We start from the raw sequence: 22,807 nt of genomic DNA, 5'->3' as shown, positions 1-22,807 counted from the left end.
GCGATGCTAGGACACGCGGACGGCGGCCCGCCGTGAGCGGGGGGCCGCCCACGCGATCAGGCGGTCCCGCGCAGCCGCGCGACCGTGCTCATCACGTGGTAGACGACGATCGCCGCGACGGTGCCGAGCGCGATGCCGTTGAACGTCACGGTGCCGAGCGTGAAGGTGAAGGGCGCGATCGCGACGATGAGCGCGGTCGCCGCGGTGAGCTGGTTGACGGGCTTCGCGAAGTCCACCTTGTTGTCCAGCCAGATCTTCACGCCGATGATCCCGATGAGGCCGTACAGCGCGGTCGTCACGCCGCCGAGCACGCCGGCCGGGATCGTGTCGATCACCGCGCCGACCTTGGGCGAGAGTCCGAGCAGCACGGCGAACGCGCCCGCCACCCAGTACGCGGCGGTCGAGTAGACGCGGGTGGCCGCCATCACGCCGATGTTCTCGCCGTAGGTCGTGGTGCCGGATCCGCCGCCGAGGCCCGCGAGCACGGTCGCGAGGCCGTCGGCGAGGAGCGCGCGGCCGGTCAGCCTGTTCACGCTCCCGTCGGTCATCTGGGCGACGCCGCGGATGTGGCCCACGTTCTCGGCGACGAGCACGAGCACGACGGGCAGGAACGCGGGCAGCAGCGCCCAGAACTGCGGCGTGATCTCGGGCGCGTGGAACTCGGGCAGCCCGATCCACGCGGCGGCCTCGAGCTTGGAGAAGTCGATCTCGCCCCGGATCGCCGCCACGACGTAGCCCACGACCACGCCGAGCACGATGGAGAGCCGGCCGAGGATCCCGCGGAACAGCACGGTCGAGAGGATCACGGCGGCGAGCGTGATGGTCGCCGTCACGGGCGCCTTCGCGAAGTTGTCCCGCGCGGCCGACGCCAGGTTGAAGCCGATGAGCGCCACGATCGCGCCCGCCACCACGGGCGGCAGCAGCGCGTCGATCCAGCCCGTGCCCGTGAGCTGCACGATGCCGCCGACGATCGCGAGCATCACGCCGACCGCGACGATCCCCGCGAGCGCCGCCCCGATCCCGCCGCCGCCCGCGGCCGTTGCCGCATTGGCCGCGCCGATCGGCGCGAGGAACGCGAACGACGACCCGAGGTAGCTGGGCAGCCGGTTCTTGGTGATCAGGAGGAAGAGGATCGTGCCGAGCCCGGAGAAGAACAGCGTGGTCGTGGGCGGGAAGCCCGTGAGCGCGGGGACGAGGAAGGTCGCGCCGAACATCGCGACGACGTGCTGCATCCCGAGCCCGATCGTGCGCGGCCAGGTGAGGCGCTCGCCGGGGCCGACGACCGCGGAGGTGGCGACCGCCTTGCCGTCGCCGTGGAGGGTCCAGATCTGTCGGGCCATGATCGCCTGCTCTCGCGCGGGTGTGTGGGGAGACGCCCCGATCGGCGAGCGTACCGACGCCGTGTTGCGGTGGCGTTTCCGGGGGCGGATCCGGCGCGATCGGCCGGTCAGCCCCGGCGGACCGCGATCCGGTTGGCGACGCCCCACACGACGAACAGCACGATCATCTGCACGGCGAGCCACCTGTCGATGCCGTCCACCAGGAGCGAGACGAGGAACGCGCCGAACGAGAGGACGAGGGCCGCCACGCCCACCGCGGCGAACCCCTTCAGGGCGAGCTGCCGGTCGCGCTCGTCGCGGTACTCGAGCCCCTCGATGCGGCTCGCGTCGCTGACCTCGGGTCGCGCGGAGGTGAGGGACGACAGCAGCCACACGACCGCGATCACGCCGAGCAGCACCGCGGAGTCCGGGTGCCCGGCCACGAGCACGACGAGGGCGGCCAGCGCGAACACCGCCACGATCACGGTGTTGATGCGGGAGATCCCGCGGCGTTCAGTCGTCTTCGACATGGAAGACCTCCTCGACGGTCCGGTGGAAGAAGCGCGCCGTCTTCACGGCGAGCGCGAGCGACGGGTCGTAGCGACCGGTCTCGATGGCGTTGATCGTCTGGCGGGAGACGCCGAGCGCGTCGGCGAGGGACTGCTGGGAGAGCCCGGCCGCCGTCCGGAGCCCCCTCACCTCGCTGCGCATGGATGACAAGCTAGCTTGACACCCGGGCGGTGTCAAGCGCGCTTGTCATCTCTCCCGGCGCGGATCCGGCGGACGCCCCTAGGCTCGTGCCCATGAGCGCCGAGACACCTCCGACCGGGATCCGCACCGACGAGCTGGACGCGGGGGTGCGCCCGCAGGACGACCTCTACCTCCACGTGAACGGGCGCTGGCTCGACCGCACCGAGATCCCCGACGACAAGGCGCGCTGGGGCTCGTTCCACCAGCTCGCCGAGGCGGCCGAGGACGCCGTCCGCGTGATCATCGAGGAGGCCGTCGACGCCGAGCCCGGCACCGAGGAGCGCAAGACCGGCGACCTCTTCACCAGCTTCATGGACGAGGAGCGCGTCGAGCGCCTCGGCGTCGAGCCGATCCGCGACCAGCTCGACGCCGCTGCCGCCGTCACCGACGTGCCGTCCTTCCTGCGCACGCTGGGAGCCCTCGAGCAGACCAACGTGAGCGGCCTGCTCGGCCTCTTCGTCGACAACGACCCGGGCGACCCCGAGCGCTACGTCGTGCAGATCGAGCAGGGCGGCATCGGCCTGCCCGACGAGAGCTACTACCGCGAGGACGGCCACGCGGACATCCGCACGGCGTACCGCGCGTTCGTCGAGCGCATGCTCGACCTCGCCGGCCTCGACGACGCGTCCGCCCGCGCCGACCGGATCCTCGACCTCGAGACCCGCATCGCCGCCGCCCACTGGGACAACGTCCGCACCCGCGACAGCCAGGCCACCTACAACCTCATCACGTGGGCCGGGCTCCGCGATCTGGTCGCCGGTGCCGCGGATGCCGACCTGGACATCTGGCGCGACGCCCTCGACGCCCCCGCCGCGGCGCTCGACGAGGTCGTGCTGCGCGAGCCGAGCTTCGCCGAGGGGCTCGGCGCGCTGCTCACCGCGGACGAGGTCCCCGCGCTCCGCGACTGGCTCACCTGGCAGGTCGTCCGCTCCAACGCGGCCCTGCTGCCGAAGGCCTTCTCGGAGGCGTCCTTCGACTTCTACGGCCGCACGCTCACGGGCGCGCCCGAGCAGCGCGTGCGGTGGAAGCGCGGCGTCTCGCTGGTCGAGGGCGCGATGGGCGAGGCGATCGGCCGGATCTACGTCGAGCGCCACTTCTCGCCCACCGCCAAGGCCGAGATGGACGTGCTCGTCGGGCACCTCGTGCAGGCGTACCGCGACTCCATCTCGGGCCTCGAGTGGATGACCGAGGAGACCCGCGGCCGGGCGCTGGAGAAGCTCGAGAAGTTCACGCCGAAGATCGGCTTCCCCGACACGTGGCGCGACTACTCCGCGCTCGAGATCGACCCGACCGACCTCGTCGGCAACGTGCGCGCGACCGCCCGCTTCGAGACCCGCCGCGAGCTCGCGAAGATCGGCGCCCCGCTGGATCGCGACGAGTGGTTCATGACGCCGCAGACCATCAACGCGTACTACAACCCCGGCTTCAACGAGATCGTGTTCCCGGCCGCGATCCTGCAGTTCCCGTTCTTCGACGAGGCGCGCGATCCGGCCGCGAACTACGGCGCGATCGGCGCGGTCATCGGCCACGAGATCGGCCACGGCTTCGACGACCAGGGCTCGCGCTACGACGGCGACGGACGCCTCACCGACTGGTGGACGCCGGCCGACCGCGCCGCGTTCGAGGAGCGCACCGCGTCGCTCATCCAGCAGTACGACGCGCTCGTGCCGGCGCAGCTCTCGGGCGCCGACGCCCCGCACGTGAACGGCGCGCTCACCATCGGCGAGAACATCGGCGACCTCGGCGGCCTCTCCATCGCGTGGAAGGCGTACCTCCTCTCGCTCGACGGCGCGGAGCCGCCCGTGATCGACGGGCTCACGGGCGCCGAGCGGTTCTTCCTCTCCTGGGCGCAGGCCTGGCAGCAGAAGGGCCGCGACGCCGAGGTGATGCGCCTGCTCGCCATCGACCCCCACGCGCCGAACGAGTTCCGCTGCAACCAGATCGTCCGCAACATCGACGCGTTCTACGACACGTTCGGCGTGCAGCCGGGCGACGGCCTGTGGCTCGACGAGGAGGCCCGCGTCACCATCTGGTGACGCGCCCGGCGATGAGCGGGCGATGAGCGCGACCGGCGAGGATCCGCGACGCCGCTCCCGGCACGCCGGGGGCGGTCCCGCGCGCCACGCGGGGCAGGAGCCGACCGACGGCTTCCGCAGTGCCTTCCGCGCGCTCGGCGGACTCGCCCTCGACGGCATGCGGGTCGCGGCCCGCGCGACCGACCTCGACTCCGGCGAGGTCGTGCTCGCGGTCGACGACCACGTCGCCCTGCCCGCCGCGGGCCTCGGCCGCGTGCTGCTCCTCGTCGAGCTCTCCGCGCGCATGACCTCGGGCGACCTCTCGCCGCTGCACCTCGTGGATCGCCGGCCGGACGACGAGGGCGGCACCGCGGGCCTCTGGCGCCACCTCGTGGTCCCGTCGCTGCCCGTCACCGACCTGGCCTCGCTCGTCGGCGCGACGGGCGACGCGGCCGCCACCAACGCGCTCCTCGGGCTCGTCGGCCTCGACGCCGTCCGCACGCGCGCCGAGTCGCTCGGCCTCCGTCGCACGGCGCTCCTCGACGTGGCGCGCGGCACCCGCGGGCCGGACGACGCCCCGCAGCTCTCCGTGGGATCCGCCCGCGAGCTCGCGTCGCTGTTCGCCTCGCTCGTGCACGGCGAGGTGGTCGACGAGGAGACGAGCACGCGCGTGGTCGGCTGGCTCGCGCTCAACACCGACCGCTCGATGGTCGCGGCGTCCTTCGGGCTGGACGCGCCCGTGGGCCGCGGCGGCGAGCACGGCATGGCGCTCGTCGACTGCACGGGCGTCGACGCGGGCGTGCGCGCGGAGGCGGGCGTGCTCCGCGGGCCGCGCGGCGCGGTCGCGTACGCCGTCATGGTCCACTTCGACGACGCCGACCTCCGCGCCCGCCTGGCCGTCCGCGACGCCCTGGGCGTGGTCGGGTTCGACCTGCTGGAGCACGTGCACTGAGCCGCGCGGGTCCCGCCGCCCACCGGTCGTGGATCCGCCCGGGCGTAGAGTCGGATGTCGCCCGCCACCCCTCCCGGGCGACGGAGGAGACCCCCGCCATGACCGGCATGAACCCCGCCACCGCCAAGCGCCTCGCCCGCGACGACGTCGCGCCGATGTACGCGGAGGTGGATGCGGCCATAGCGCGCGCCGAGATCCCCGGCACCCCGGAGTGGCAGGAGAAGGTCCGCGGCCGCATCGTCATGGTGCGCCACGGCCAGACCGAGTGGAGCGTCAACGGGCGCCACACCGGCACGACCGACATCCCCCTCACGGAGACCGGCGAGGAGCAGGCCCGCGCGGTCGGCGGCGTGCTCGCGGGCACCGAGTTCGGCCTCGTGCTCGCCAGCCCCCGCTCGCGCGCGCAGCGCACGGCCGAGCTCATCGGCTACGGCGACCAGGCCGAGGTCGACGACCGGCTCGTCGAGTTCGACTACGGCGCCTACGAGGGCCGCACCACCGCCGACATCCAGTCCGAGCGCGGCCACTGGGACCTCTGGACCGACGGCGTCCCCGCGGGCGACACCCCCGGCGAGACGTCCCAGCAGGTCCGCGACCGCGTGCTCCAGGTGCTCGAGCGCGTGCTGCCCGTGCTCGAGTCCGGCCAGGACGTGCTCCTCGTCGCGCACGCGCACGTGATCCGCGCGCTCGCCGTGGCGTGGGTCGGCCTGCCCGCGGAGGCCGGCGGGATCCTCACCCTCTCGACCTCCACGCTCAGCGAGCTGGGCTTCGAGCACGGCCGCCACGCGATCATGCGCTGGAACTGCCCGGCGGACGGCTGGGCGCCGTCGCCCGTGGGCGGCAGCCGGTAGCCGGTAGCCGTCGTGACGGCGGGCCCGACGCCTGACGGGCGGCGCGTAGGATCGCCCCTCGTGGCACAGAAGAAGAAGCGCACCCGGCCGGCCCCCTCGTCCGCAGCCCGCACCCGTCCGGGATCGCCCGCGAAGGCCCGCTCCGGCAACCCGGCGAAGGTGCGGAAGGCCACCGCGCGGGACTGGATCTCCGGCGCGCGCATCCGCACCCTCCCGCTCGCCGTCGCCCCCGTCGCGATCGGCGCGGGAGCGGCCCGCGCGCTCGGCCCCGACGAGGGCGTCTCCCTCGGCCTCGCGCTCCTCTGCCTCGCGGTCGCGGTGCTGCTGCAGATCGGCGTGAACTACGCCAACGACTACTCCGACGGCGTCCGCGGCACCGACGACGTGCGCGTCGGCCCCGCCCGCCTCACCGGATCCGGCGCCGCGAAGCCCCGCACCGTGCTCGCCGTGGCGCTCACGTTCTTCGGCCTGGCCGCGGTCGCGGGCCTCGCCATCGTGCTCATCACCGGCCACTGGTGGCTGCTCGCGGTCGGCGCCGTCGCCATCGTCGCGGCCTACTTCTACACCGGCGGGAAGCGCCCCTACGGCTACGCGGGCCTCGGCGACGTCGTCGTGTTCGTGTTCTTCGGCCTGGTCGCGACCGCGGGCACGCAGTTCATCCTCATCGGCATGATCACGGGCGAGGGCTGGCTGGGCGGCGTCGCGGCCGGCGGATTCGCGTGCGCCGTGCTCATGGTCAACAACATCCGCGACATCGAGCAGGATGGCAAGGTCGGCAAGCGCACGCTCGCGGTGCGGCTCGGCCCGCGCGGCTCGCGGATCGTCTACTGCATCGAGATCGCGATCGCCTACGGCGTCGTGGTGTTCTTCTTCCTCTTCTACCCGAAGGCGCTGCTCGTGCTGTTCACGCTCGTGCTGGCGCTGCCGGCCGCGATCATCGCGTGCACCGGCCGCACGCCCAAGGAGCTGATCCTCTCGCTCCAGCTCACGAGCATGGCCGCGCTCACGTTCGGCCTGGGCCTCGGGGCGGCGTTCGCGTTCTGAGCGCCATGGATCCCGCCCTCGTCGCGGCGCTCGACGCCGATCACGAGACGTGGCCGACCGACGATCCGCGGCTCCTCGCGATCCGCGAGCGGGAGGGCGCGCATCGACGGGCGGTGCTCGTGGTCGACGCGGCGCTCCGCGCGTGGTGGGCGGAGCGCTGGGCGGAGGATCCCGAGCGGGCGGCCGCCGCACTCGCTGCCCACGTCTCCCGGGCGGTAGCCGAGGCGCGACCGGGCGAGCGGTACCTCGTGCTCGACGGCGGGCGCCTCACGCCGTCGACGGGCACGACCCCGCCCGCTGTGCGCGACACGGCTCCGGAGACCGGCGGCCGGTGGGTCGCCTACGTGCCGATCGAGCGCGACGGACCCGCGGACCCGGACTGACGCGCGCGGTTCAGCTGCGCTCGGCCTCGCCGTCGGCGCCCGCGCCCGGCGGCGACGGCGACCGGCACGGGACGACGGGGTGGTCAGGTCAGGCGCTCGGTGATCCGGACCTCGACCCGGTCGCCCAGGTCCTTTCCCAGCCGCTTCCGCAGCTTGGCGCTGATCGAGAGCATGTGCCCGCCGGTGCCGGTGGGCAGGAGTCCCGCCGTGATCGGCTCGCCGTCGACGGTCGCCGTCACCTTCACGGCCTTCCCCGTCCCGAGGAGCGCCACCGAGCCGGGGACCTCGACGCACGGCCAGAGGTCGCCCTTCACGAGCACGCCGATGGCGGCCGTGAAGACGAGGACGAGGGGTCCTGCGACGGAGCTCATGGGCGATCCCTCCTCGACGTCCTGCTGGTCTGGGCAGGCTACCGGGATGCGCGGTCCGCGTCAGCTGCGCTCGGCCTCGCCGTCGGCGCGCGGGGCGGAGGCGGCGGTGTCGGCGCCGGGCGCGGTGCCGGCGAGGCCGGTCGCGACGTCGGCGGCACCCGCAGCCCGGGCCCTGCGCTCGGCGGCGTCGACCGCCGCGTCCTCGGAGTCGTCGTCCTCGACGGGCGCCTTGCGGCCGGCCGCGATGGCCGCGAGATCCGCCGCCATGGCCTCGCGCTGCTTCCGCAGGAAGATGTACGACCCGCAGAACGACACCACGGCGCCGACGACCGCGGCGAGCGGCCAGAAGTCCGGGCTCACGGCGACCACCAGCCCGAACGGGACGGCGAACAGGAGGATGCGGACGACGGTGTAGACGAGCCAGTAGCGACGGGAACTCACCGGGTCAGCATAGGTCGGTCGCCTGGGCGGGCCCCTCCCCTGCACAGGCCGCCGCCGTCCAGCCGAGGCCCGGCCGCCGCCCCCTTCCCGCTCGCTGGACGCCCGGCGTCCTCCCCGGTTGCGGAGCTACCATCGGGAGATGCCCCGCCTGTTGATCGGTCTCGCCGTCGTGATCGTGTTCTTCACGGTCTTCGTCATCGTGGACACCTCCCTGACGCCGCGGACCCGCATGCGCGGCCTCCCCAAGCCCGCGTGGATCGCGGTGGTCGTCCTGGTGCCCGTCATCGGCGGCGTCCTGTGGCTCGCAATCGGCAAGGACCGCACCGACCTCGCCCGCGCATCCGGCCGTCGCCTCGGTCCGGACGACGACCCCGACTTCCTCTCCGGCCTCGGCCGCACGCGGTCGGAGGAGGAGCGGATCCGCCGCCTGGAGCAGGAGCTCGCGGACCTCGACAGCGACGGCACGGGTCCCGACGAGCCGCAGCAGCCCGGCGCCACGGGCGGCCCCACCCGCCCGAACCGCGACGACGACGACCGGGCGCCTGGCCGCCGGGACGCCTGACCGCCGGTGACCTCGACCGAGTCCCGCCCCGCCCGCCCGACCTCCCCCTCGCCCCGCACGGGCAACCCCTCCACGGACCGCGCGCTCGCGATGCTCCTGGCGCTCGTCGCCGAGGGCGTCACCGACGTCGTCCTGTGCCCCGGATCCCGCTCCCAGGCGCTCGCGCTCGTCGCCGCCGAGCTGGAGCGCGTCGACGGCGTGCGACTGCACGTGCGCATCGACGAGCGGGCGGCCGGCTTCCTCGCGCTCGGCCTCGGCGTCGAGTCCGGACGTCCGGCGCCCGTCATCACGACGTCGGGGACGGCCGTCGCGAACCTGCACCCGGCCGTGCTCGAGGGCTGGCACTCGGGCGTGCCGATGCTGCTGCTCACGGGTGACCGCCCGGCGGAGCTCCGCGGCATCGCGAGCAACCAGACCACCCGGCAGCCCGGGATGTTCGGCGACCGTGTCGCTTGCATCGACGTGCCCGCGCCCGAGGAGACCGACGACGACCTCGCGCAGGACGCGCGCCTCGCGCGCGACGCGTACCGCCGGGCCCGCGACGAGCGGACGCCCATGCACGTGAACGTGGCGTTCCGGGATCCGCTGTCCGTCGCGGTGCCGGACCTGACGGAGGCCGTCGCGGAGGCGCGCGCCGCTGCCGATGCCGAGGCCGCCGCCGCGCGTGAGCCCGCCGGCCCCCCCGCCGCCGACGTCCTCGACCTCCCGCACGGCCCGCGCACGCTCGTCGTCGCCGGCCACGCCGCGGGCGAGGCCGCCGAGGAGCTCGCGCGCGCCGGCGGCTGGCCGCTCGCCGCCGAGATCTCGAGCGGATCCCACTTCGGCCCGAACCTCGTCGTCTCCTTCCGCGAGCTGCTCGCGCGCCCCGGCTTCGGCGACCGCGTCGACCGCGTCATCGTGTTCGGCCACCCCACCCTCACCCGCGAGGTCCCGCTGCTCGTCGGGCGGGAGGACGTGGAGGCGATCGTCGTCGGATCCACCGGCGGCGAGGACTATGACCCGCGCCACCACGTCACCGCCCACCCGGCCGCCGTGCGCGTCGTCGGCGAGCCCGAGGATCCCGCCGAGGCCCGCCGCTGGACCGGCACGTGGGTGCAGGCGAGCCGCGCGATCCTCGACGAGGCGACCGCAGCGGAGGCCGCGCCGCTCCTGCCCTCCGGCACCACGCCCGCCGAGCGCCGCGAGTTCGCGCGCGCCGAGCTCGCCGCCGTGCGCGCCGAGGTCACCCGCCGCCACCTCGTGCGCGCGCTCTGGCAGGCCACCTGGCCGCACGACCGGCTCGTGCTCGGGGCATCGCGCCTCATCCGCGAGGCCGACCGCGCGCTCCCCGGCAAGCGCGTGCGCGTGCACGCCAACCGCGGGCTCGCCGGCATCGACGGCACGATCTCCACCGGCCTCGGCATCGCGCTCGCCTCGCAGGCCGGATCCGGGAGCGCGGCCGCCGGGATCACGCGCGTGCTCGTCGGCGACCTCACGCTCCTGCACGACGTCGGCTCGCTGCTCATCGGCACGGGCGAGCGGGTGCCGCGGATCCAGGTCATCGTCGGCAACGACGGCGGCGGCACCATCTTCGACGGCCTCGAGGTGTCGCGCACGGCCGCGCCCGCCGCCATCGACCGCGTCATGTTCACGCCCCAGCGGGTGGATCTCGCGAGCCTCGCGAAGGCCTACGGCTGGACGTACCTGCGTGCCGCGACCCACGGCGAGATGGAGGCGGCGCTCACGACCGCGTCCGAGGCGCCGCTGCTCATCGAGGTGCCGCTGGTCCGGTAGCGGATCCGGATCGCCGAGGCGCGCACGTGCCGGGTCAGGCGGGGACGGCGCCGCGCCACGTCCGCAGGATCTCGCGCTCCGAGCCGGTGAGGCCCGCCGCGTGGCCGAGCGCGTCGAGGTCGATCCCCGCCATCGCCTCCCGGAACGCCGCCTCGCTCGTGGTGCCGCGCTCGGCGAGGAGGTCCGCGATCGCCGGCTCCAGGTCGGGCTGGCCCTGGTTCGCCGACCGCTCGCGCCCGAGGCGGACGCTCTCCAGGTAGTCGTCGACGATGTCGTCCGGCTCGGCGCCCACCGCGAGGAGCAGCAGCAGGGCGACGAGGCCCGTGCGGTCGCGGCCGGCGCCGCAGTGGAAGAGGACCCCGCCCGCGGGGGCGTGGGCGATCGCCCGGAGCGCGGCGCCGGCCCGCTCCGGCAGCGCGGCGAGGTGAGGCAGGTAGTAGAGCGGCGTGCCGACGAGGCCGGTGTCCCAGTAGGGCACCCAGAAGTCGGGGTGGTCGTCGAGGCCGTCGAGGTCGACGTGCGCGACGTGGATCCAGTCGGGTCGGGGGTGCGTGTCGCGGGCGCGCTCGGCGGGCTGTCGGAGGTCGAGCACCGTGCGGTAGCCGAGCTCGCGCAGGCGCTCCCACCCGGTGTCGGTGATCAGGTCGGCGTCCTCGGAGCGGGCGAGGACGCCGGTGGGTGTCGTGCCGCCGGAGCGGAGGCGGATGCCGCCGAGTTCGCGGGCGTTGACGAGGCCGTCGATCGGGAGGGCGCGGTCGGATGCGGTCATCGCCCGAGTCGACCACGGCGGTCGGCGCAGGCGCGTCATCCTCCCGACCCCCAAACAGGCGTTTGACAGTCGGGTTCGGGGCGTGGTCCGATGGCCGCATGCCCGCCGACGAGACCGACCTGCGCGACCTCCGCGTCATCGCCCACCCGCTGCGCCTGCGCCTCCTGTCGCTCTGCACGCGGTCGCCCGTGAGCGCCTCCGAGGCCGCGCGCGAGCTGGGCGAGACGCAGGCCAACGTCAGCTACCACCTGCGCCGCCTGCGGGAGGCCGGGCTGCTCGAGGACGCGGGCGTCGAGCGGATCCGCGGGGGAGCGGCCAGGCGCTACCGGCACGTCCCCGCGAGCGGCGAGCGGCTCGACGCGCTCACCGGTGGCGCCATGCCGCCCCTGGCCGCGGCGCTCACGGCGGAGCTGACCCGCCGTGCCGCGCTGCATGCGGAGGGCACGCGGCCGGTGATCACGGACGCCGAGCTCACGGTCTCGACCGGCACGTGGATCCGCGTGCAGGAGCTGGCCCGCGAGCTCGGCACCGTGCTCCACGACGACTCCGCCCGCCGCCCGGGCGACGACGACGTGCAGGTGAGCGCGACGCTCGCGCTGTTCGCGATGAGGGCGCCCGCGCCGGCGCCCGAGTCCGCGGATCGGGCGTCGGCGTGACCGCCACCCGCACGCCGCCGCCCGCCCGCACCGGCTACCTCGCCGTGCTGGCGCTGCCCGGCGCGCTCCGCGTCTTCCTCCCGGCGATGCTCGGCCGCCTCTCGTTCGCGATGGTCGCGCTCGCGCTGCTGCTCCTCGTCCAGGCGGGCACCGGGTCCTTCGCGGCGGCCGGCCTCGCGACCGGGGCGCTCGGCCTCGCCAACGTCCTCGCGTCGCCCGTCCGCGCACGGCTCGTGGACGCGCACGGCCAGCGTCCCGTGCTCGTGGCGCTCGCGGTCGCCCACGCGGCCGGGCTCGTGGGGGTGCTCGCGGTGGTCCGCATCGGCGCGCCCGTGGGGGTCGTCGTGGTGACGGCCGCGCTCGCCGGCCTCGCGATGCCGCCGCTCGGCGCAGCCATGCGCGTCGTCTGGGCGGCGCTCGTGCCCGACCCTCGGATGCGGACGCGCGCCTACAGCCTCGACGCCGTGGGGGAGGAGGTCGTCTTCACCGTCGGGCCGCTCGTCGTGGCGGCGCTCGTGGCGGTCGCGGATCCCGAGGTCGCCGTGCTCGCGTCGGCCGCCGCGAGCGTCATCGGCACTCTGGGCATGACGTCGTCGCGCCTGTCCCGGGCGCAGGGCGCGCGGCCGGCCCCGCTGCTGGACCAGCCGACGGGAGACGTGCGCGCGCGTCGCCGCTCCGCGGATCCGCTCCGCCAGCCGCTCGTGATCCCCCTGCTCGTGACGCTGCTCGGGGTCGGCGCGGTGCTCGGATCCGTCGAGGTCGCCGTCGCGGCGCTGGCCGAGCGCGCGGGCAGCACGGCGCTCGCGGGTCCGCTGCTCGCCGCGTTCGCCGCGGGCAGCGCGGTCGGCGGGCTCGCGTACGGGACGCGCGCGTGGCGGGCACCGGCGCGGGTCCGCCTGGTCGTCCTCGTGGCCGCGATGCTCGCCGCGACGGCCGTGCTCGCGGCGGTCGCGTCCCGCGTCCCCGCCGCGCCTGACTCCCTCGCCCTCCTCCTGCTCGCCGCCGCGCTCGTCCCCGTCGGGCTGTTCCTCGCCCCCGCGATGGTCACGGGCTACCTCCTCGCCGACGCGCAGACGGAGCCGTCGGTGCGCACCGAGGCATCGGCGTGGGTCAACACGGCCGTCAACACCGGGGTCGCGCTCGCGGCGGCCGCGGTTGGCGCGGTGGTGGACGCGGCGGGCCCGCTGGCCGGCATCGGGGTCGGCGCGGTCGCGGCGCTCGTCGTGGCAGGCATCGCGGCGCCGGCGCTGCTGCGACGCGGCACGGCGGAGCGGGCGGAGGCGGAGGCGCCGGCCGCCGGGACCGGTTCCTAGCCCAGCGCCTCCACGACCGGCCGGAACTTCATGGCCGTCTCGGCGCGCTCGCGCTCGGGGTCGGATCCCGCGACGATGCCGGCGCCCGCGTGCGCGACGATGGCGCCCGACGGATCCACCTGGGCGCCGCGCAGCGCGATGGCCCACTCGCCGTCGCCGTCGGCCGCGACCCAGCCGACCGGCCCGGCGTAGCGCCCCCGGTCGGCGGGCTCGAGCTCGGCGATGAGCGTCAGCGCGGCGGCCGTCGGGTGCCCGGCGACCGCGGCCGTCGGGTGCAGCGCGCCCACGAGGTCGAGCGACGAGGATCCGTCGCCGAGCGTGCCCGTGACGTCGCTCGCCAGGTGCCACAGGTTCGGCAGCTTGAGCGTGAAGGGCGCGTCCGTGGTGGAGAGGTCGCGGCTGTGCGGGCGGAGCGCGTCGAGCACGCTGTCGCGCGCGAACGCGTGCTCCTCGTTGTCCTTGCGGGATGCGGCGAGGCCGGCGGCCGCGGCGGCGTCGGCGCGCGCGTCCGTGCCGCGCGAGACGGTGCCCGCGAGCACGCGCGCGCCGACCGTGCCGCCGCCGACGCGCACGAGCGTCTCGGGGCTCGCGCCGATCAGGCCGTCGACCGCGTAGGTCCAGCAGTCCGGGTAGCCGAGCGCGAAGCGGCTGAGCGCGAGCCGCAGGTCGCCGCCGAGGGGGAGCCGGCCGACGAGGTCGCGCGCGAGCACGACCTTCTCCACGTCGCCCGCCGCGATCGCGGCGACGGCCCGCGCGACGGCCGTCTCGTAGTCGTCGGGGCCCATGGACCCGGGGCGCAGGTGCAGCCGGTACTCGGCGCCGGAGCGCTCGGGCACGGGGACGGCACCCGCGGCCAGGGCGTCGAGGGGGGAGGCGACGTCGCCGTCCTCCTGGTCGGCGAGCCGGATCCGCGTGACCCACGACACCCCCTCCCGCCGCCCGACCACGATGCGCGGCACGATGAGCACGCTGGCGGCGTCCGAGTCGTCGGCGAAGGCGAAGGCGCCGAACGCGATGAGACCCGTGCCGGGGATCCCGAGCGGATCCGTCACGGTCGCGGCCGCGGCCACCTCGCGCCACGCGGCGGCGGCGTCCCGCACGCGGTCGGGCCCGCGGAACTCGAGCCGGAGGGCCTCGCCGATGCCGCCCATCCCGGATCCGTGCCGGAGCCACAGGAGCGGGTGCCGGGCGTCGAGGAGGGGGACGAGCCGGGCGATGGAGTCGACGGGGGTGGTGTCGACGAGGAGCGCTCGGACGCGGGATGCGGTCACGGATGCCAGCCTACCGCCGGGGATCCGGGCCTCCCCGGGTGCCCGCCGACCCCGCGCGCGGGCGCCGCGCCCGCCCGCCGCCCCCGTCCTCTGATGGGCCCCTGGGCATCCGGCCGCCGCCCACCGCGTGCCCAGCGCGCCCGAATAGACTGACCGCGTGATGCGAGCAGACCTCAGCAAGAAGCCCGGCCAGGTGTCGGCCATGTTCGACGAGGTCTCGAGCGCCTACGACCGCACGAACACCCTCCTCTCGGTAGGGAACGACCAGCTCTGGCGCGTCGCCACCACGCGAGCCGTCGCCCCCGTCGCGGGGGAGCGCATCCTCGACCTGGCCGCCGGCACCGGCACCTCGAGCGCCGCGCTCGCCGCGTCCGGCGCCCACGTGGTCGCAGCCGACTTCTCCGAGGGCATGCTCGAGGTCGGCCGCCGCCGTCTCGCCGGAAACGAGCGGGTCGAGTTCGTGCACGCCGACGCCACCGACCTGCCCTTCGACGACGACTCGTTCGACGCCGTCACCATCTCCTTCGGCCTCCGCAACGTGGTCGAGCCGCGCAAGGGCCTCGACGAGCTGCTCCGCGTGCTCAAGCCCGGCGGCCGCATCGTCATCTGCGAGTTCAGCACCCCGCCCGTGCCGCTCGTGCGCCGCGGCTACGACCTCTACATGAAGGCCGTCGCACCGTCGCTCGTGAAGCTCGTGAGCTCCAACGCCAGCGCGTACGAGTACCTCAACGAGTCGATCCAGGCCTGGCCCGACCAGGAGACGCTGTCGTCGTGGCTCCGCGAGGCTGGATTCGCGTCGGTCGAGCACCGTAACCTCACTGCGGGGATCGTGGCGCTGCACCGCGGCGTCAAGCCCGCCGGCCGTCACGCCGTTCCCCGTCCCGCCGCGTCCTGACCGCGCGTGAACCCCCACAGACAAGGACGCCGAACATGAGTCCGAGCATCCCGCTCGCCCGCCGCGGCACCTCCGTCGCCTCGCACGCCAGCCTCACCGAGCGCCTCTTCTCGTCCTCGGACGACCGTCGCATGGCGCGCAGCATCGACGACGGGCTCGCGCTCGTCGAGGAGCAGCTGCTCCGCGAGGTCCGGTTCGCCGACGACGTGGCCGACGTCACCACGCGCTACCTGCTCGACGCGGGCGGCAAGCGCGTGCGCCCGATGCTCGCGCTCCTCATCGCGCAGCTCGGCGAGGGGAACACGCAGCAGGTGGTGGACGCGGCGGTCGCCATCGAGATCACGCACCTCGCCTCGCTGTACCACGACGACGTCATGGACGAGGCGGACATGCGCCGCGGCGTCCCGAGCGCGCAGGCCGTGTGGGGCAACTCCGTCGCGATCCTCGCGGGCGACCTCCTCTTCGCGCGTGCCAGCAAGATCGTCGCCGACCTCGGCCCGCGCGCCATCCGCCTGCAGGCCGCCACCTTCGAGCGCCTCGTCCTCGGGCAGCTGCACGAGACCATCGGCCCGCGTGACGAGCAGGATCCGATCGAGCACTACCTCGACGTCCTCGCCGACAAGACCGGCTCCCTCATCGCGTGCGCCGCGCAGATGGGCGTCATCTACTCCGGCGCGGATCCCGAGCTCGAGTCGGCCGTGCTGGCGTTCGGCGAGCGCACCGGCGTCGCCTTCCAGCTCGTCGACGACGTGCTCGACCTCGCCGACCAGCCCGAGGAGACCGGCAAGCTCGCCGGCACCGACCTCCGCGCCGGCGTCGCGACCCTCCCCCTCCTCTACCTGCGCCGGCTCGCGGAGACGGACGCCGCCGCGGCGTCGCTGCTCGCCCGGATCCAGCGCGACGTCGCGCACGAGGAGACGCCCGAGTCCGAGGCCGACCTCACGGCCGCCATCGCCGAGCTGCGCGACCACGAGGTCACGGCCCGCACCATCGCGGAGGCGCACCGCTGGGCCGCCGAGGCGGTCGACGCGCTCGCGCCGCTCCCGGAGGGCCCGGTCAGGAAGGCGCTCACGCGCTTCGCCGACACCATCGTCGAGCGCACGCGCTAGCTGCCGCTCGTCCCCGCCGGCTCTCGCGGGGATCCGCACCACCACGCCCCCGCACGGCCGGCACGGGGACGACGACGAACCGGAGACACCAGTGACCAAGCTCAGGCTGGCCATCGTGGGCGCAGGGCCCGCGGGCATCTACGCGGCCGACATCATCCTGAAGGCCGAGAAGCAGTTCGACGTCTCCATCGACCTCTTCGAGCGACTCCCCGCGCCCTACGGCCTGGTCCGCTACGGCGTCGCGCCCGACCACCCGCGCATCAAGGGCATCATCGGCGCGCTGCGCGACGTGCTCGACCGCGGCGACATCCGCATCTTCGGCAACGTCGACTACGGCCGCGACATCACGTTGGAGGACCTGCAGAAGCACTACAACGCGGTCATCTTCTCCACGGGCGCGATCCGCGACGCCGAGCTCGACATCCCCGGCATCGACCTGCCGGGCTCCTACGGCGCGGCCGACTTCGTCAACTGGTTCGACGGCCACCCGGACTTCCCGCGCGACTGGCCGCTCGACGCCCGCGAGGTCGCCGTCATCGGCAATGGCAACGTGGCGCTCGACGTGGCGCGCATGCTCGCCAAGCACGCGGACGACCTGCTCCCCACCGAGATCCCCGACAACGTCTACACGGGGCTCAAGCACTCGCCCGTCACCGACGTGCACGTCTTCGGCCGCCGCGGACCCGCGCAGGTGAAGTTCACGCCCCTCGAGCTCCGCGAGCTCGGCGAGGTGCCGGACGTCGACGTGATCGTCTACGACGAGGACTTCGGCGTGGACCCCGCCGCCGAGGAGGCCGCGAAGACCAACAAGCAGGTCATGGTCATCAGCCGGGTGCTCGAGAAGTGGCGCACGCGCGAGACCGGATCCGCGTCCCGCCGCCTCCACCTGCACTTCTACTCGCGTCCCGCGGAGGTGCTCGCGTCCGACGACGCCGAGCCCCGCGTCGCGGCCCTGCGCATCGAGCGCACGCGTCCCGACGGCCTCGGCGGCGTCGAGGGCACGGGCGAGTTCCGCGACGTGCCCGTGCAGGCGATCTACCGCGCGGTCGGGTACTTCGGCTCGCCGGTCGACGGGATCCCGTTCGACGAGCGCCGCGGCGTCATCCCGAACCACGAGGGCCAGGTCCTCGACGAGGACAACAACCGCATCCCCGGCGTCTACGCCACGGGCTGGATCAAGCGCGGCCCCATCGGCCTCATCGGGCACACCAAGTCCGACGCCATGGAGACCATCTCGCACGTGCTCAACGACCAGGGCGACTGGTGGACCCCCGAGGCGCCCGAGGAGCAGGCGATCGTCGACCTCCTCGCCGAGCGCGGCATCGAGCACACCGACCTCGCCGGCTGGCACGCGCTCGACGAGCACGAGATCGCCCTGGGGCAGCCGCACGGCCGCGCCCGCATCAAGGTGGTCGAGCGCGACGAGATGCTCGAGGCGTCGCGGCCGCGGCAGTCCGTGTGATCCGCGCGCGCTGACCCGCGCGCGACGCACCACCTGATCGACGCCGTCGGGCGCCCGCGGTCCTCCCGCGGGCGCCCGTCCGTCGTCCGTCCCCAGCCGCTCGAACCTGCGCCCGCCCGGCGGTCCGCAGCCCCTAGGGTCGCCGCGTGATCCCCGCCGCCGCGCCCGCCCTCTCCGTCGCGCCTGCCCTCCTCGCCGCGGCCGGGCTCGCCGGCGCCGCCGTCGGCGCCTGTTCACCGGCGCTCGCCCGCGTCGCCCTCGTGGGAGGCCGGCGCCCCGACGGACTCGACGCCCGCCCGCTGGATCCGGTCCCCGGCCTCGGCCGCACGGCCGCGGTCGTCGCCGCGCTGGTCACCGGTGCGCTCGCGGCCCTGGTCGTGGCGGAGACGCCGCCCGCGCGGGTCCCCGTGGCGCTCCTCCTCGTGATCGTGGGCCCGGTGCTGGTGCTCGCTGATCTCGCCGCGCACCGCCTGCCGGACCGCGCCACCGCTCCCGCGGCCGTCGCCGCCGCGTCCCTCGCGCTGGTCACGGGCGGATCCGGCGTCCTGCTCCAGGCCGCGGCGTGCGGCGCGGGCGCCGTCCTGGTGCTCGCGCTCCTGCAGGCGGCCACCGGCGGCGGCCTCGGCACGGGCGACGTCAAGCTGGCGGGCGTCATCGGGCTGGCGCTCGGGCAGGTCGGGCCCGCGCAGGTCGCGCTGGGCCTCGCCGTGGGCACGCTCCTCGGCGGCGTCGCGGCGACCGCCCTGCTCGTCGCGGGACGCGCTCGGGCGTCGACCGCCGTGCCGTTCGGCCCGTGGCTCGTGCTGGGCGCGCTCCTGGTGGCGGCCGTTCCCCGTACGCTCGCCTGAGCGCGCACGCGACCCCGGCCGATGATCGCCTGTGCGCCGAGACCCTCGCGCGTCCGCAGGCGTACGGTGGAGGAAGTGTCCAAGACCCCGGCATCGACGTACTGACGAGCCAGAGGAAAAGAACATGGCACAGAGATCGCTCACACTGCTGCAGGACGAGACCGGCGTGCTCCTGGCCGCCGCCTCGCGCGCGGTGGTCTCGCTCTACCGGCCGCTGCTGCAGCCGCTCAACCTGACGCACCCGCAGTACCTCGTGCTGCTGGCCCTCGACGAGGAGGAGCCGCAGGCCGTCGTCGACCTGGCGGAGAAGCTGCACCTCACCCCGGGCACGCTCTCGCCGCTGCTCAAGCGCCTGGAGGTCTTCGGGTACGTGACCCGGTTCCGCGACATGACGGACGAGCGTCGCCTGTCCGTCGGCCTCACGGACGCGGGGCGAGACATGCTGCCCGTGATCTGGCGCGTGGGCGACCAGGTCCGCCGCGACATCGCCGGCGACGACGCGGGTGACTCCGCGCTCCGCGACCTGCTGCAGGACGTCCTCGACCGTGCCACCCCGCACGAGCAGGACCAGGGGCACGACCACCCGGACGCATCCGCCGCCGACCGCGACTGACGCGCATCCCGCGCGCGGACCTCGCGGCTACTGCACGCCCGAGGTCAGCCGCGCGAGGTTGTCGAGCACGGTGCTCCAGCGAGTGCGCCTGCTCCACTCCTCGAGGGTCAGCTCGCGGCTGCGCTCGCGGTAGCCGTCCTCGACCCGCCGCATCTCGCGCACGAAGCCGGGGCCGCGCACCATCAGCGAGACCTCCATGTTGAGGCTGAACGAGCGCATGTCCATGTTGCTGGATCCGATGACCGCCACGTCGTCGTCGATCGTGAAGTGCTTGCTGTGCAGGATGTACGGGGCCCGGTACATCCAGATCCGCACGCCCGCGTTCAGCAGCTCCTCGTAGTACGAGCGCTGCGCGTGGTAGACCACGGGCTGGTCGCCGATCTCGCTCACGAAGAGCTCCACCGAGAGCCCGCGCTGCACCGCGGTCGTGATCGCGTACCGCATCGAGTCGTCGGGCACGAAGTACGGCGACGTGATGACGATCCGCTCCTGCGCGTAGTACAGCAGCGCGTTGAACAGGCGCAGGTTGTTCTCGCCGGGGAACCCGGGGCCGGACGGCACGACCTGGCAGTCGAGCTCCTCGTCGTCGTCGGACGCCGCGATCTCGATCGGCTCGGTCTCGCGCACGAGCAGCTGGTCGGTCTCCGCGTACCAGTCGGTGATGAAGATCGCGTTGAGACCGCTGACGATGGGGCCCTCGAGCCGCGTCATGAGGTCCTGCCACTTGAGGCCGCGCTTGCGGTTGACGACCTTGTTGTAGCTGCGGTGCACCATGTTCTGCGATCCCATGAAGCCCACGCGGCCGTCGACCACGAGCACCTTGCGGTGGTTGCGGAGGTCCGGCCGCTGGTAGCGCCCGCGCAGCGGCTGCACGGGGAGCATGAGGTGCCAGTCCGCGCCGATCGCCGTGAGCTTGCGCGTGGTGCGCTTGTAGCCGGGCGCGCGCAGCGACGCGATGTGGTCGAGCAGCACCCGCACGGTGACGCCGCGCTGCACCGCGCGCTCGAGCGCGTCGAAGAAGGGGGCGCTCGTGACGTCCCACGCGAGGATGTAGAACTCGACGTGCACGTAGCGCGTCGCCTTCTCGACCTCCGCGGTCATGGCGGCGATGGACTCGTCGTAGTGGCTGTAGAGCTTCGCCCGGTTGCCGCCCACGAGCGGCATGGAGCCGAGCGTGCGGTTGAGCTCCACGACCGAGTCGAGCCACGACGGCCACGAGTGCTCGCGCGTGACGCGCTCGATGCCCTCGGTCGACTCGATGATGAACCGGTTGATCTCCTGCTGCTTCTCCCGGCGCCGCTTCGGCAGTCGGGTGGAGCCGATGAGGAGGAACAGGAAGATGCCGATGTACGGCAGGAAGAAGATCGCCATCAGCCACGCCATGGCGGTGGACGGCCGGCGATTCCGGGGGATGACCAGCAGGGCCACCACGCGCACGATGAAGTCGACGACGACCGCGAGCCCCGCGAGGACGAGGGTGGTCATCGAGGGGTCCATCAGCCGGAGTCTATCCGCCGGGATGCCGCCGCGACCGGGCCGGGCGCCGCACGGACACGGGCCTGCGGCGCCCGGCGGCCCGGGGGATCAGCGGAAGTTGACGAACTGCAGGTCGAGATCCACGTCGGCGCCCTTGAGCAGCGCGATGGTCTGCTGCAGGTCGTCGCGGCTCTTGCTCGAGACGCGGAGCTCGTCGCCCTCGACGCGGCTCTTGATGCTCTTGGGGCCCTCGTCGCGGATGATCTTGCCGATCTTCTTCGCGTTGGCCTGGTCGATGCCCTGCTTGAGGGTGACCTCGATCCGATACTCCTTGCCCGAGGCGAAGGGCTCGCCCTCCTCGAGGCTCTTGAGGCCGATGCCGCGCTTGATCATCTTCGTCTGCAGCACGTCGAGGATCGCCTTCACTCGCTCCTCGCTCGAGGCCTTCATGAGGATGGTGTCGCCGCTCCACTCGATGGAGGCGCCCACGTTCTTGAAGTCGTAGCGCTGCTCCACCTCCTTCTGGGTCTGGTGGACGGCGTTGTCCGCCTCCATGCGGTCGACCTTGCTGACGACGTCGAACGAGGAATCTGCCATGCCGACCATGTTAAGGGACGGGAGACGGCGGGCCCGCGGCGAGGGGATCCGACGATTTCGGTTCGCGGCCCGGCGACCGCTATCATCGACGAGCGTCTCCGGTCCGTGATCACACAGGTCGGGTGCGCATGGCGAGTTACCCTAGCGGCCAAAGGGATCTGACTGTAAATCAGACGGCTCAGCCTTCGGGGGTTCGAATCCCTCACTCGCCACCGCACTGGACGGCCCCGCTCGCACGGGGCCGTTCGTCTGCCCCGCCGCATCCGTCGGGGCCCGCCCGCGCCGGCAGAGTCGCCCGCGCGCCCGACGACCTGGATCCACCACCGATGTTCCCCGCCGCACCCGGCCCACGCACGCGCGCCCTCGGCACGTCCGGCGTCGTCGTCTCCACGCTCGGCCTCGGCACGAGCGGCTTCGGCTGGACCGCCGACCGCGATGAGGCGTTCGCGATCCTCGACGTCTACCGCGAGGAGGGCGGCACCTTCATCGACACCGCGTCCTCGTACTCGCAGTGGGTGCCGGGCCACGCGGGCGGCGAGTCCGAGGCGATCATCGGCGGCTGGCTGGCCGCGCGCGGCTGCCGCGACGACGTGGTCGTGGGCACGAAGGTCGGCAAGAGCCGCGACGCCCCCGGCACGTCGGCCGACTCCATCCGCCGGGGCGTGGACGCCTCGCTCCGCCGCCTCGGCACCGGGCACGTCGACGTGGTGCACGCGCACCTCGACGACACCCGCACGCCGCTCGAGGAGACGGTCGCGGCGCTGTCCGACCTGGTGAAGGCGGGCAAGGCGCGGCTCGTCGGCGTCTCCGGCTTCCGCCCCGAGCGGATCGAGGAGGCGCTCGCGCTCGCGCACGGATCCGGCGCGGTGCCCGTCGGCGTGGTGCAGGAGGAGTACAGCCTCCTGGCGCGCGACCACGCGGAGGGGCGCCTGCAGGCGCTCGTCCGGCAGGAGGGCCTCGGCCTCGTCGCCCACAGCGTGCTCGCCAAGGGCTTCCTCACGGGCAAGTACCTGCCTGGCGCGCCCGCCGTGCCGTCCGCGCGGGCGCTCGACGCCGAGCAGTACATGTCGGCGGGCGGGCACGCCACGGTGCGCGCCGCCGAGGAGATCGCGCGGATGCGCGGCGTCACGGTCGCCGAGGTCGCCATCGCCTGGGTGCTCGGGCGGCCCGGGATCGCCAGCGCGCTCGTGGGGGCGCGCACGGCCCGGCAGATCCGGCAGCTGATGCCCGCCGCGCAGCTCGCGCTCGACGACGACGAGGTGTCGCGGCTGGCGTCCGCCGCGGCCCGGGCGACGCGCGACGAGAGCGCCTGACGAGGACGCCTGATCTCAGGAGCC

At 74.2% G+C, this 22,807-nt stretch carries 24 protein-coding genes and 1 tRNA gene; 16 read left to right on the top strand and 9 right to left on the bottom strand.

Going from position 1 to position 22,807, the window contains the following annotated elements; genetic code table 11:
- Positions 1–56: 56 nt before the first annotated feature.
- From KYT88_RS14755 to KYT88_RS14745, 3 genes are all read right to left on the bottom strand, one after another.
- Entirely contained in the window at positions 57–1,340 is a 1,284-nt protein-coding gene (locus tag KYT88_RS14755) for a uracil-xanthine permease family protein (protein ID WP_043583866.1), read from the bottom strand.
- Between the two features lie 107 nt (positions 1,341–1,447).
- Positions 1,448–1,849 (bottom strand): hypothetical protein, encoded by a 402-nt coding sequence (locus KYT88_RS14750; protein WP_043583869.1) that lies wholly within the window; start codon positions 1,847–1,849, stop codon positions 1,448–1,450.
- On the bottom strand, positions 1,833–2,030 hold the full coding sequence (locus KYT88_RS14745) for a helix-turn-helix transcriptional regulator (RefSeq protein ID WP_043583871.1): 198 nt from the start codon (positions 2,028–2,030) through the stop codon (positions 1,833–1,835). Before KYT88_RS14745 ends, KYT88_RS14750 begins: the two co-directional genes overlap by 17 nt.
- Positions 2,031–2,122: 92 nt before the next feature.
- On the opposite strand from KYT88_RS14745, the gene KYT88_RS14740 reads away from it, so the two are divergent.
- The 5 genes from KYT88_RS14740 to KYT88_RS14720 all read left to right on the top strand — a co-directional run bounded on the left by KYT88_RS14740 (position 2,123) and on the right by KYT88_RS14720 (position 7,314).
- On the top strand, positions 2,123–4,105 hold the full coding sequence (locus KYT88_RS14740) for a M13 family metallopeptidase (RefSeq protein WP_043583872.1): 1,983 nt from the start codon (positions 2,123–2,125) through the stop codon (positions 4,103–4,105).
- 22 nt (positions 4,106–4,127) lie between these two features.
- Positions 4,128–5,036, top strand: a complete 909-nt coding sequence (locus KYT88_RS14735) for a serine hydrolase (RefSeq protein ID WP_043583873.1) — start codon at positions 4,128–4,130, stop codon at positions 5,034–5,036.
- A gap of 98 nt (positions 5,037–5,134) precedes the next feature.
- Complete coding sequence (locus KYT88_RS14730) at positions 5,135–5,887, top strand: histidine phosphatase family protein (RefSeq protein WP_043583874.1); 753 nt, start codon at positions 5,135–5,137, stop codon at positions 5,885–5,887.
- A gap of 60 nt (positions 5,888–5,947) precedes the next feature.
- Positions 5,948–6,931, top strand: coding sequence for a 1,4-dihydroxy-2-naphthoate polyprenyltransferase (locus KYT88_RS14725; RefSeq protein ID WP_043583875.1), 984 nt, complete (start codon positions 5,948–5,950; stop codon positions 6,929–6,931).
- Positions 6,932–6,936: 5 nt separating this feature from the next.
- Complete coding sequence (locus tag KYT88_RS14720; protein WP_043583877.1) at positions 6,937–7,314, top strand: hypothetical protein; 378 nt, start codon at positions 6,937–6,939, stop codon at positions 7,312–7,314.
- 83 nt (positions 7,315–7,397) lie between these two features.
- Here the strand turns inward: KYT88_RS14720 and KYT88_RS14715 are convergent, their stop codons facing one another.
- Positions 7,398–7,685, bottom strand: a complete 288-nt coding sequence (locus KYT88_RS14715; protein WP_043583879.1) for a DUF1905 domain-containing protein — start codon at positions 7,683–7,685, stop codon at positions 7,398–7,400.
- 60 nt (positions 7,686–7,745) lie between these two features.
- Entirely contained in the window at positions 7,746–8,126 is a 381-nt protein-coding gene (locus KYT88_RS14710; protein ID WP_043583881.1) for a DUF4229 domain-containing protein, read from the bottom strand.
- Positions 8,127–8,265: 139 nt separating this feature from the next.
- Between KYT88_RS14710 and KYT88_RS14705 the strand changes: the two genes are divergently transcribed.
- On the top strand, positions 8,266–8,688 hold the full coding sequence (locus KYT88_RS14705) for a PLD nuclease N-terminal domain-containing protein (protein ID WP_043583883.1): 423 nt from the start codon (positions 8,266–8,268) through the stop codon (positions 8,686–8,688).
- 6 nt (positions 8,689–8,694) lie between these two features.
- Positions 8,695–10,461, top strand: a complete 1,767-nt coding sequence (gene menD / locus KYT88_RS14700) for a 2-succinyl-5-enolpyruvyl-6-hydroxy-3-cyclohexene-1-carboxylic-acid synthase (RefSeq protein WP_043583885.1) — start codon at positions 8,695–8,697, stop codon at positions 10,459–10,461.
- 34 nt (positions 10,462–10,495) lie between these two features.
- On the opposite strand, the gene KYT88_RS14695 is transcribed toward menD, so the two are convergent.
- Positions 10,496–11,230 (bottom strand): tyrosine-protein phosphatase, encoded by a 735-nt coding sequence (locus tag KYT88_RS14695; RefSeq protein ID WP_043583887.1) that lies wholly within the window; start codon positions 11,228–11,230, stop codon positions 10,496–10,498.
- A 98-nt stretch (positions 11,231–11,328) separates the two neighbouring features.
- Between KYT88_RS14695 and KYT88_RS14690 the strand changes: the two genes are divergently transcribed.
- Together KYT88_RS14690 and KYT88_RS14685 are read left to right on the top strand one after the other, a co-directional pair.
- Positions 11,329–11,886 (top strand): ArsR/SmtB family transcription factor, encoded by a 558-nt coding sequence (locus KYT88_RS14690; RefSeq protein WP_043583888.1) that lies wholly within the window; start codon positions 11,329–11,331, stop codon positions 11,884–11,886.
- Positions 11,883–13,199, top strand: coding sequence for an MFS transporter (locus tag KYT88_RS14685; protein ID WP_051629218.1), 1,317 nt, complete (start codon positions 11,883–11,885; stop codon positions 13,197–13,199). The genes KYT88_RS14690 and KYT88_RS14685 overlap by 4 nt, the downstream gene beginning before the upstream one ends.
- On the opposite strand, the gene KYT88_RS14680 is transcribed toward KYT88_RS14685, so the two are convergent.
- The gene (locus KYT88_RS14680; protein ID WP_043583890.1) at positions 13,196–14,470 is read right to left on the bottom strand and encodes an isochorismate synthase; all 1,275 of its coding nucleotides are present in this window, start codon (positions 14,468–14,470) and stop codon (positions 13,196–13,198) included. The two genes, KYT88_RS14685 and KYT88_RS14680, sit on opposite strands and share 4 nt — an antisense overlap.
- A gap of 160 nt (positions 14,471–14,630) precedes the next feature.
- Between KYT88_RS14680 and ubiE the strand changes: the two genes are divergently transcribed.
- From ubiE to KYT88_RS14655, 5 genes are all read left to right on the top strand, one after another.
- Positions 14,631–15,365, top strand: a complete 735-nt coding sequence (gene ubiE / locus KYT88_RS14675; protein ID WP_043583892.1) for a bifunctional demethylmenaquinone methyltransferase/2-methoxy-6-polyprenyl-1,4-benzoquinol methylase UbiE — start codon at positions 14,631–14,633, stop codon at positions 15,363–15,365.
- Between the two features lie 35 nt (positions 15,366–15,400).
- The gene (locus KYT88_RS14670; RefSeq protein WP_043583894.1) at positions 15,401–16,474 is read left to right on the top strand and encodes a polyprenyl synthetase family protein; all 1,074 of its coding nucleotides are present in this window, start codon (positions 15,401–15,403) and stop codon (positions 16,472–16,474) included.
- A 91-nt stretch (positions 16,475–16,565) separates the two neighbouring features.
- Positions 16,566–17,936 (top strand): FAD-dependent oxidoreductase, encoded by a 1,371-nt coding sequence (locus KYT88_RS14665; protein ID WP_043583895.1) that lies wholly within the window; start codon positions 16,566–16,568, stop codon positions 17,934–17,936.
- Between the two features lie 146 nt (positions 17,937–18,082).
- The gene (locus KYT88_RS14660) at positions 18,083–18,784 is read left to right on the top strand and encodes a prepilin peptidase (protein ID WP_043583896.1); all 702 of its coding nucleotides are present in this window, start codon (positions 18,083–18,085) and stop codon (positions 18,782–18,784) included.
- A 124-nt stretch (positions 18,785–18,908) separates the two neighbouring features.
- Entirely contained in the window at positions 18,909–19,397 is a 489-nt protein-coding gene (locus tag KYT88_RS14655; RefSeq protein WP_043583898.1) for a MarR family winged helix-turn-helix transcriptional regulator, read from the top strand.
- A gap of 27 nt (positions 19,398–19,424) precedes the next feature.
- On the opposite strand, the gene cls is transcribed toward KYT88_RS14655, so the two are convergent.
- Together cls and KYT88_RS14645 are read right to left on the bottom strand one after the other, a co-directional pair.
- Entirely contained in the window at positions 19,425–20,894 is a 1,470-nt protein-coding gene (gene cls, locus KYT88_RS14650) for a cardiolipin synthase (RefSeq protein WP_043583899.1), read from the bottom strand.
- Between the two features lie 87 nt (positions 20,895–20,981).
- The gene (locus KYT88_RS14645) at positions 20,982–21,470 is read right to left on the bottom strand and encodes a YajQ family cyclic di-GMP-binding protein (RefSeq protein ID WP_043583901.1); all 489 of its coding nucleotides are present in this window, start codon (positions 21,468–21,470) and stop codon (positions 20,982–20,984) included.
- A gap of 130 nt (positions 21,471–21,600) precedes the next feature.
- Here KYT88_RS14645 and KYT88_RS14640 point away from each other — a divergent pair.
- A tRNA-Tyr gene (locus KYT88_RS14640) sits at positions 21,601–21,682 on the top strand.
- Positions 21,683–21,796: 114 nt separating this feature from the next.
- Positions 21,797–22,783: an aldo/keto reductase gene (locus tag KYT88_RS14635; RefSeq protein WP_043583903.1), complete on the top strand. Its 987-nt coding sequence runs from the start codon at positions 21,797–21,799 to the stop codon at positions 22,781–22,783.
- Positions 22,784–22,807 lie beyond the last annotated feature (24 nt).

The sequence above is a fragment of the Clavibacter sp. A6099 genome, assembly GCF_021919125.1.
Taxonomy (GTDB): Bacteria; Actinomycetota; Actinomycetes; order Actinomycetales; family Microbacteriaceae; genus Clavibacter; species Clavibacter seminis.
This window is presented reverse-complemented; position numbering and strand designations above follow the sequence as displayed.

Bases quoted from the DNA above. Each gene is read 5' to 3' on its own strand.
- KYT88_RS14705 (WP_043583883.1), top strand. From the start codon at position 8,266: ATGCCCCGCCTGTTGATCGGTCTCGCCGTCGTGATCGTGTTCTTCACG.
- KYT88_RS14655 (WP_043583898.1), top strand. From the start codon at position 18,909: ATGGCACAGAGATCGCTCACACTGCTGCAGGACGAGACCGGCGTGCTC.
- KYT88_RS14690 (WP_043583888.1), top strand. From the start codon at position 11,329: ATGCCCGCCGACGAGACCGACCTGCGCGACCTCCGCGTCATCGCCCAC.
- KYT88_RS14750 (WP_043583869.1), bottom strand. From the start codon at position 1,849: ATGTCGAAGACGACTGAACGCCGCGGGATCTCCCGCATCAACACCGTG.
- KYT88_RS14635 (WP_043583903.1), top strand. From the start codon at position 21,797: ATGTTCCCCGCCGCACCCGGCCCACGCACGCGCGCCCTCGGCACGTCC.
- KYT88_RS14740 (WP_043583872.1), top strand. From the start codon at position 2,123: ATGAGCGCCGAGACACCTCCGACCGGGATCCGCACCGACGAGCTGGAC.
- KYT88_RS14720 (WP_043583877.1), top strand. From the start codon at position 6,937: ATGGATCCCGCCCTCGTCGCGGCGCTCGACGCCGATCACGAGACGTGG.
- KYT88_RS14670 (WP_043583894.1), top strand. From the start codon at position 15,401: ATGAGTCCGAGCATCCCGCTCGCCCGCCGCGGCACCTCCGTCGCCTCG.
- KYT88_RS14645 (WP_043583901.1), bottom strand. From the start codon at position 21,470: ATGGCAGATTCCTCGTTCGACGTCGTCAGCAAGGTCGACCGCATGGAG.
- KYT88_RS14730 (WP_043583874.1), top strand. From the start codon at position 5,135: ATGACCGGCATGAACCCCGCCACCGCCAAGCGCCTCGCCCGCGACGAC.
- cls (WP_043583899.1), bottom strand. From the start codon at position 20,894: ATGGACCCCTCGATGACCACCCTCGTCCTCGCGGGGCTCGCGGTCGTC.
- KYT88_RS14695 (WP_043583887.1), bottom strand. From the start codon at position 11,230: ATGACCGCATCCGACCGCGCCCTCCCGATCGACGGCCTCGTCAACGCC.
- KYT88_RS14755 (WP_043583866.1), bottom strand. From the start codon at position 1,340: ATGGCCCGACAGATCTGGACCCTCCACGGCGACGGCAAGGCGGTCGCC.
- ubiE (WP_043583892.1), top strand. From the start codon at position 14,631: ATGCGAGCAGACCTCAGCAAGAAGCCCGGCCAGGTGTCGGCCATGTTC.
- KYT88_RS14715 (WP_043583879.1), bottom strand. From the start codon at position 7,685: ATGAGCTCCGTCGCAGGACCCCTCGTCCTCGTCTTCACGGCCGCCATC.
- KYT88_RS14745 (WP_043583871.1), bottom strand. From the start codon at position 2,030: ATGCGCAGCGAGGTGAGGGGGCTCCGGACGGCGGCCGGGCTCTCCCAG.
- KYT88_RS14735 (WP_043583873.1), top strand. From the start codon at position 4,128: ATGAGCGCGACCGGCGAGGATCCGCGACGCCGCTCCCGGCACGCCGGG.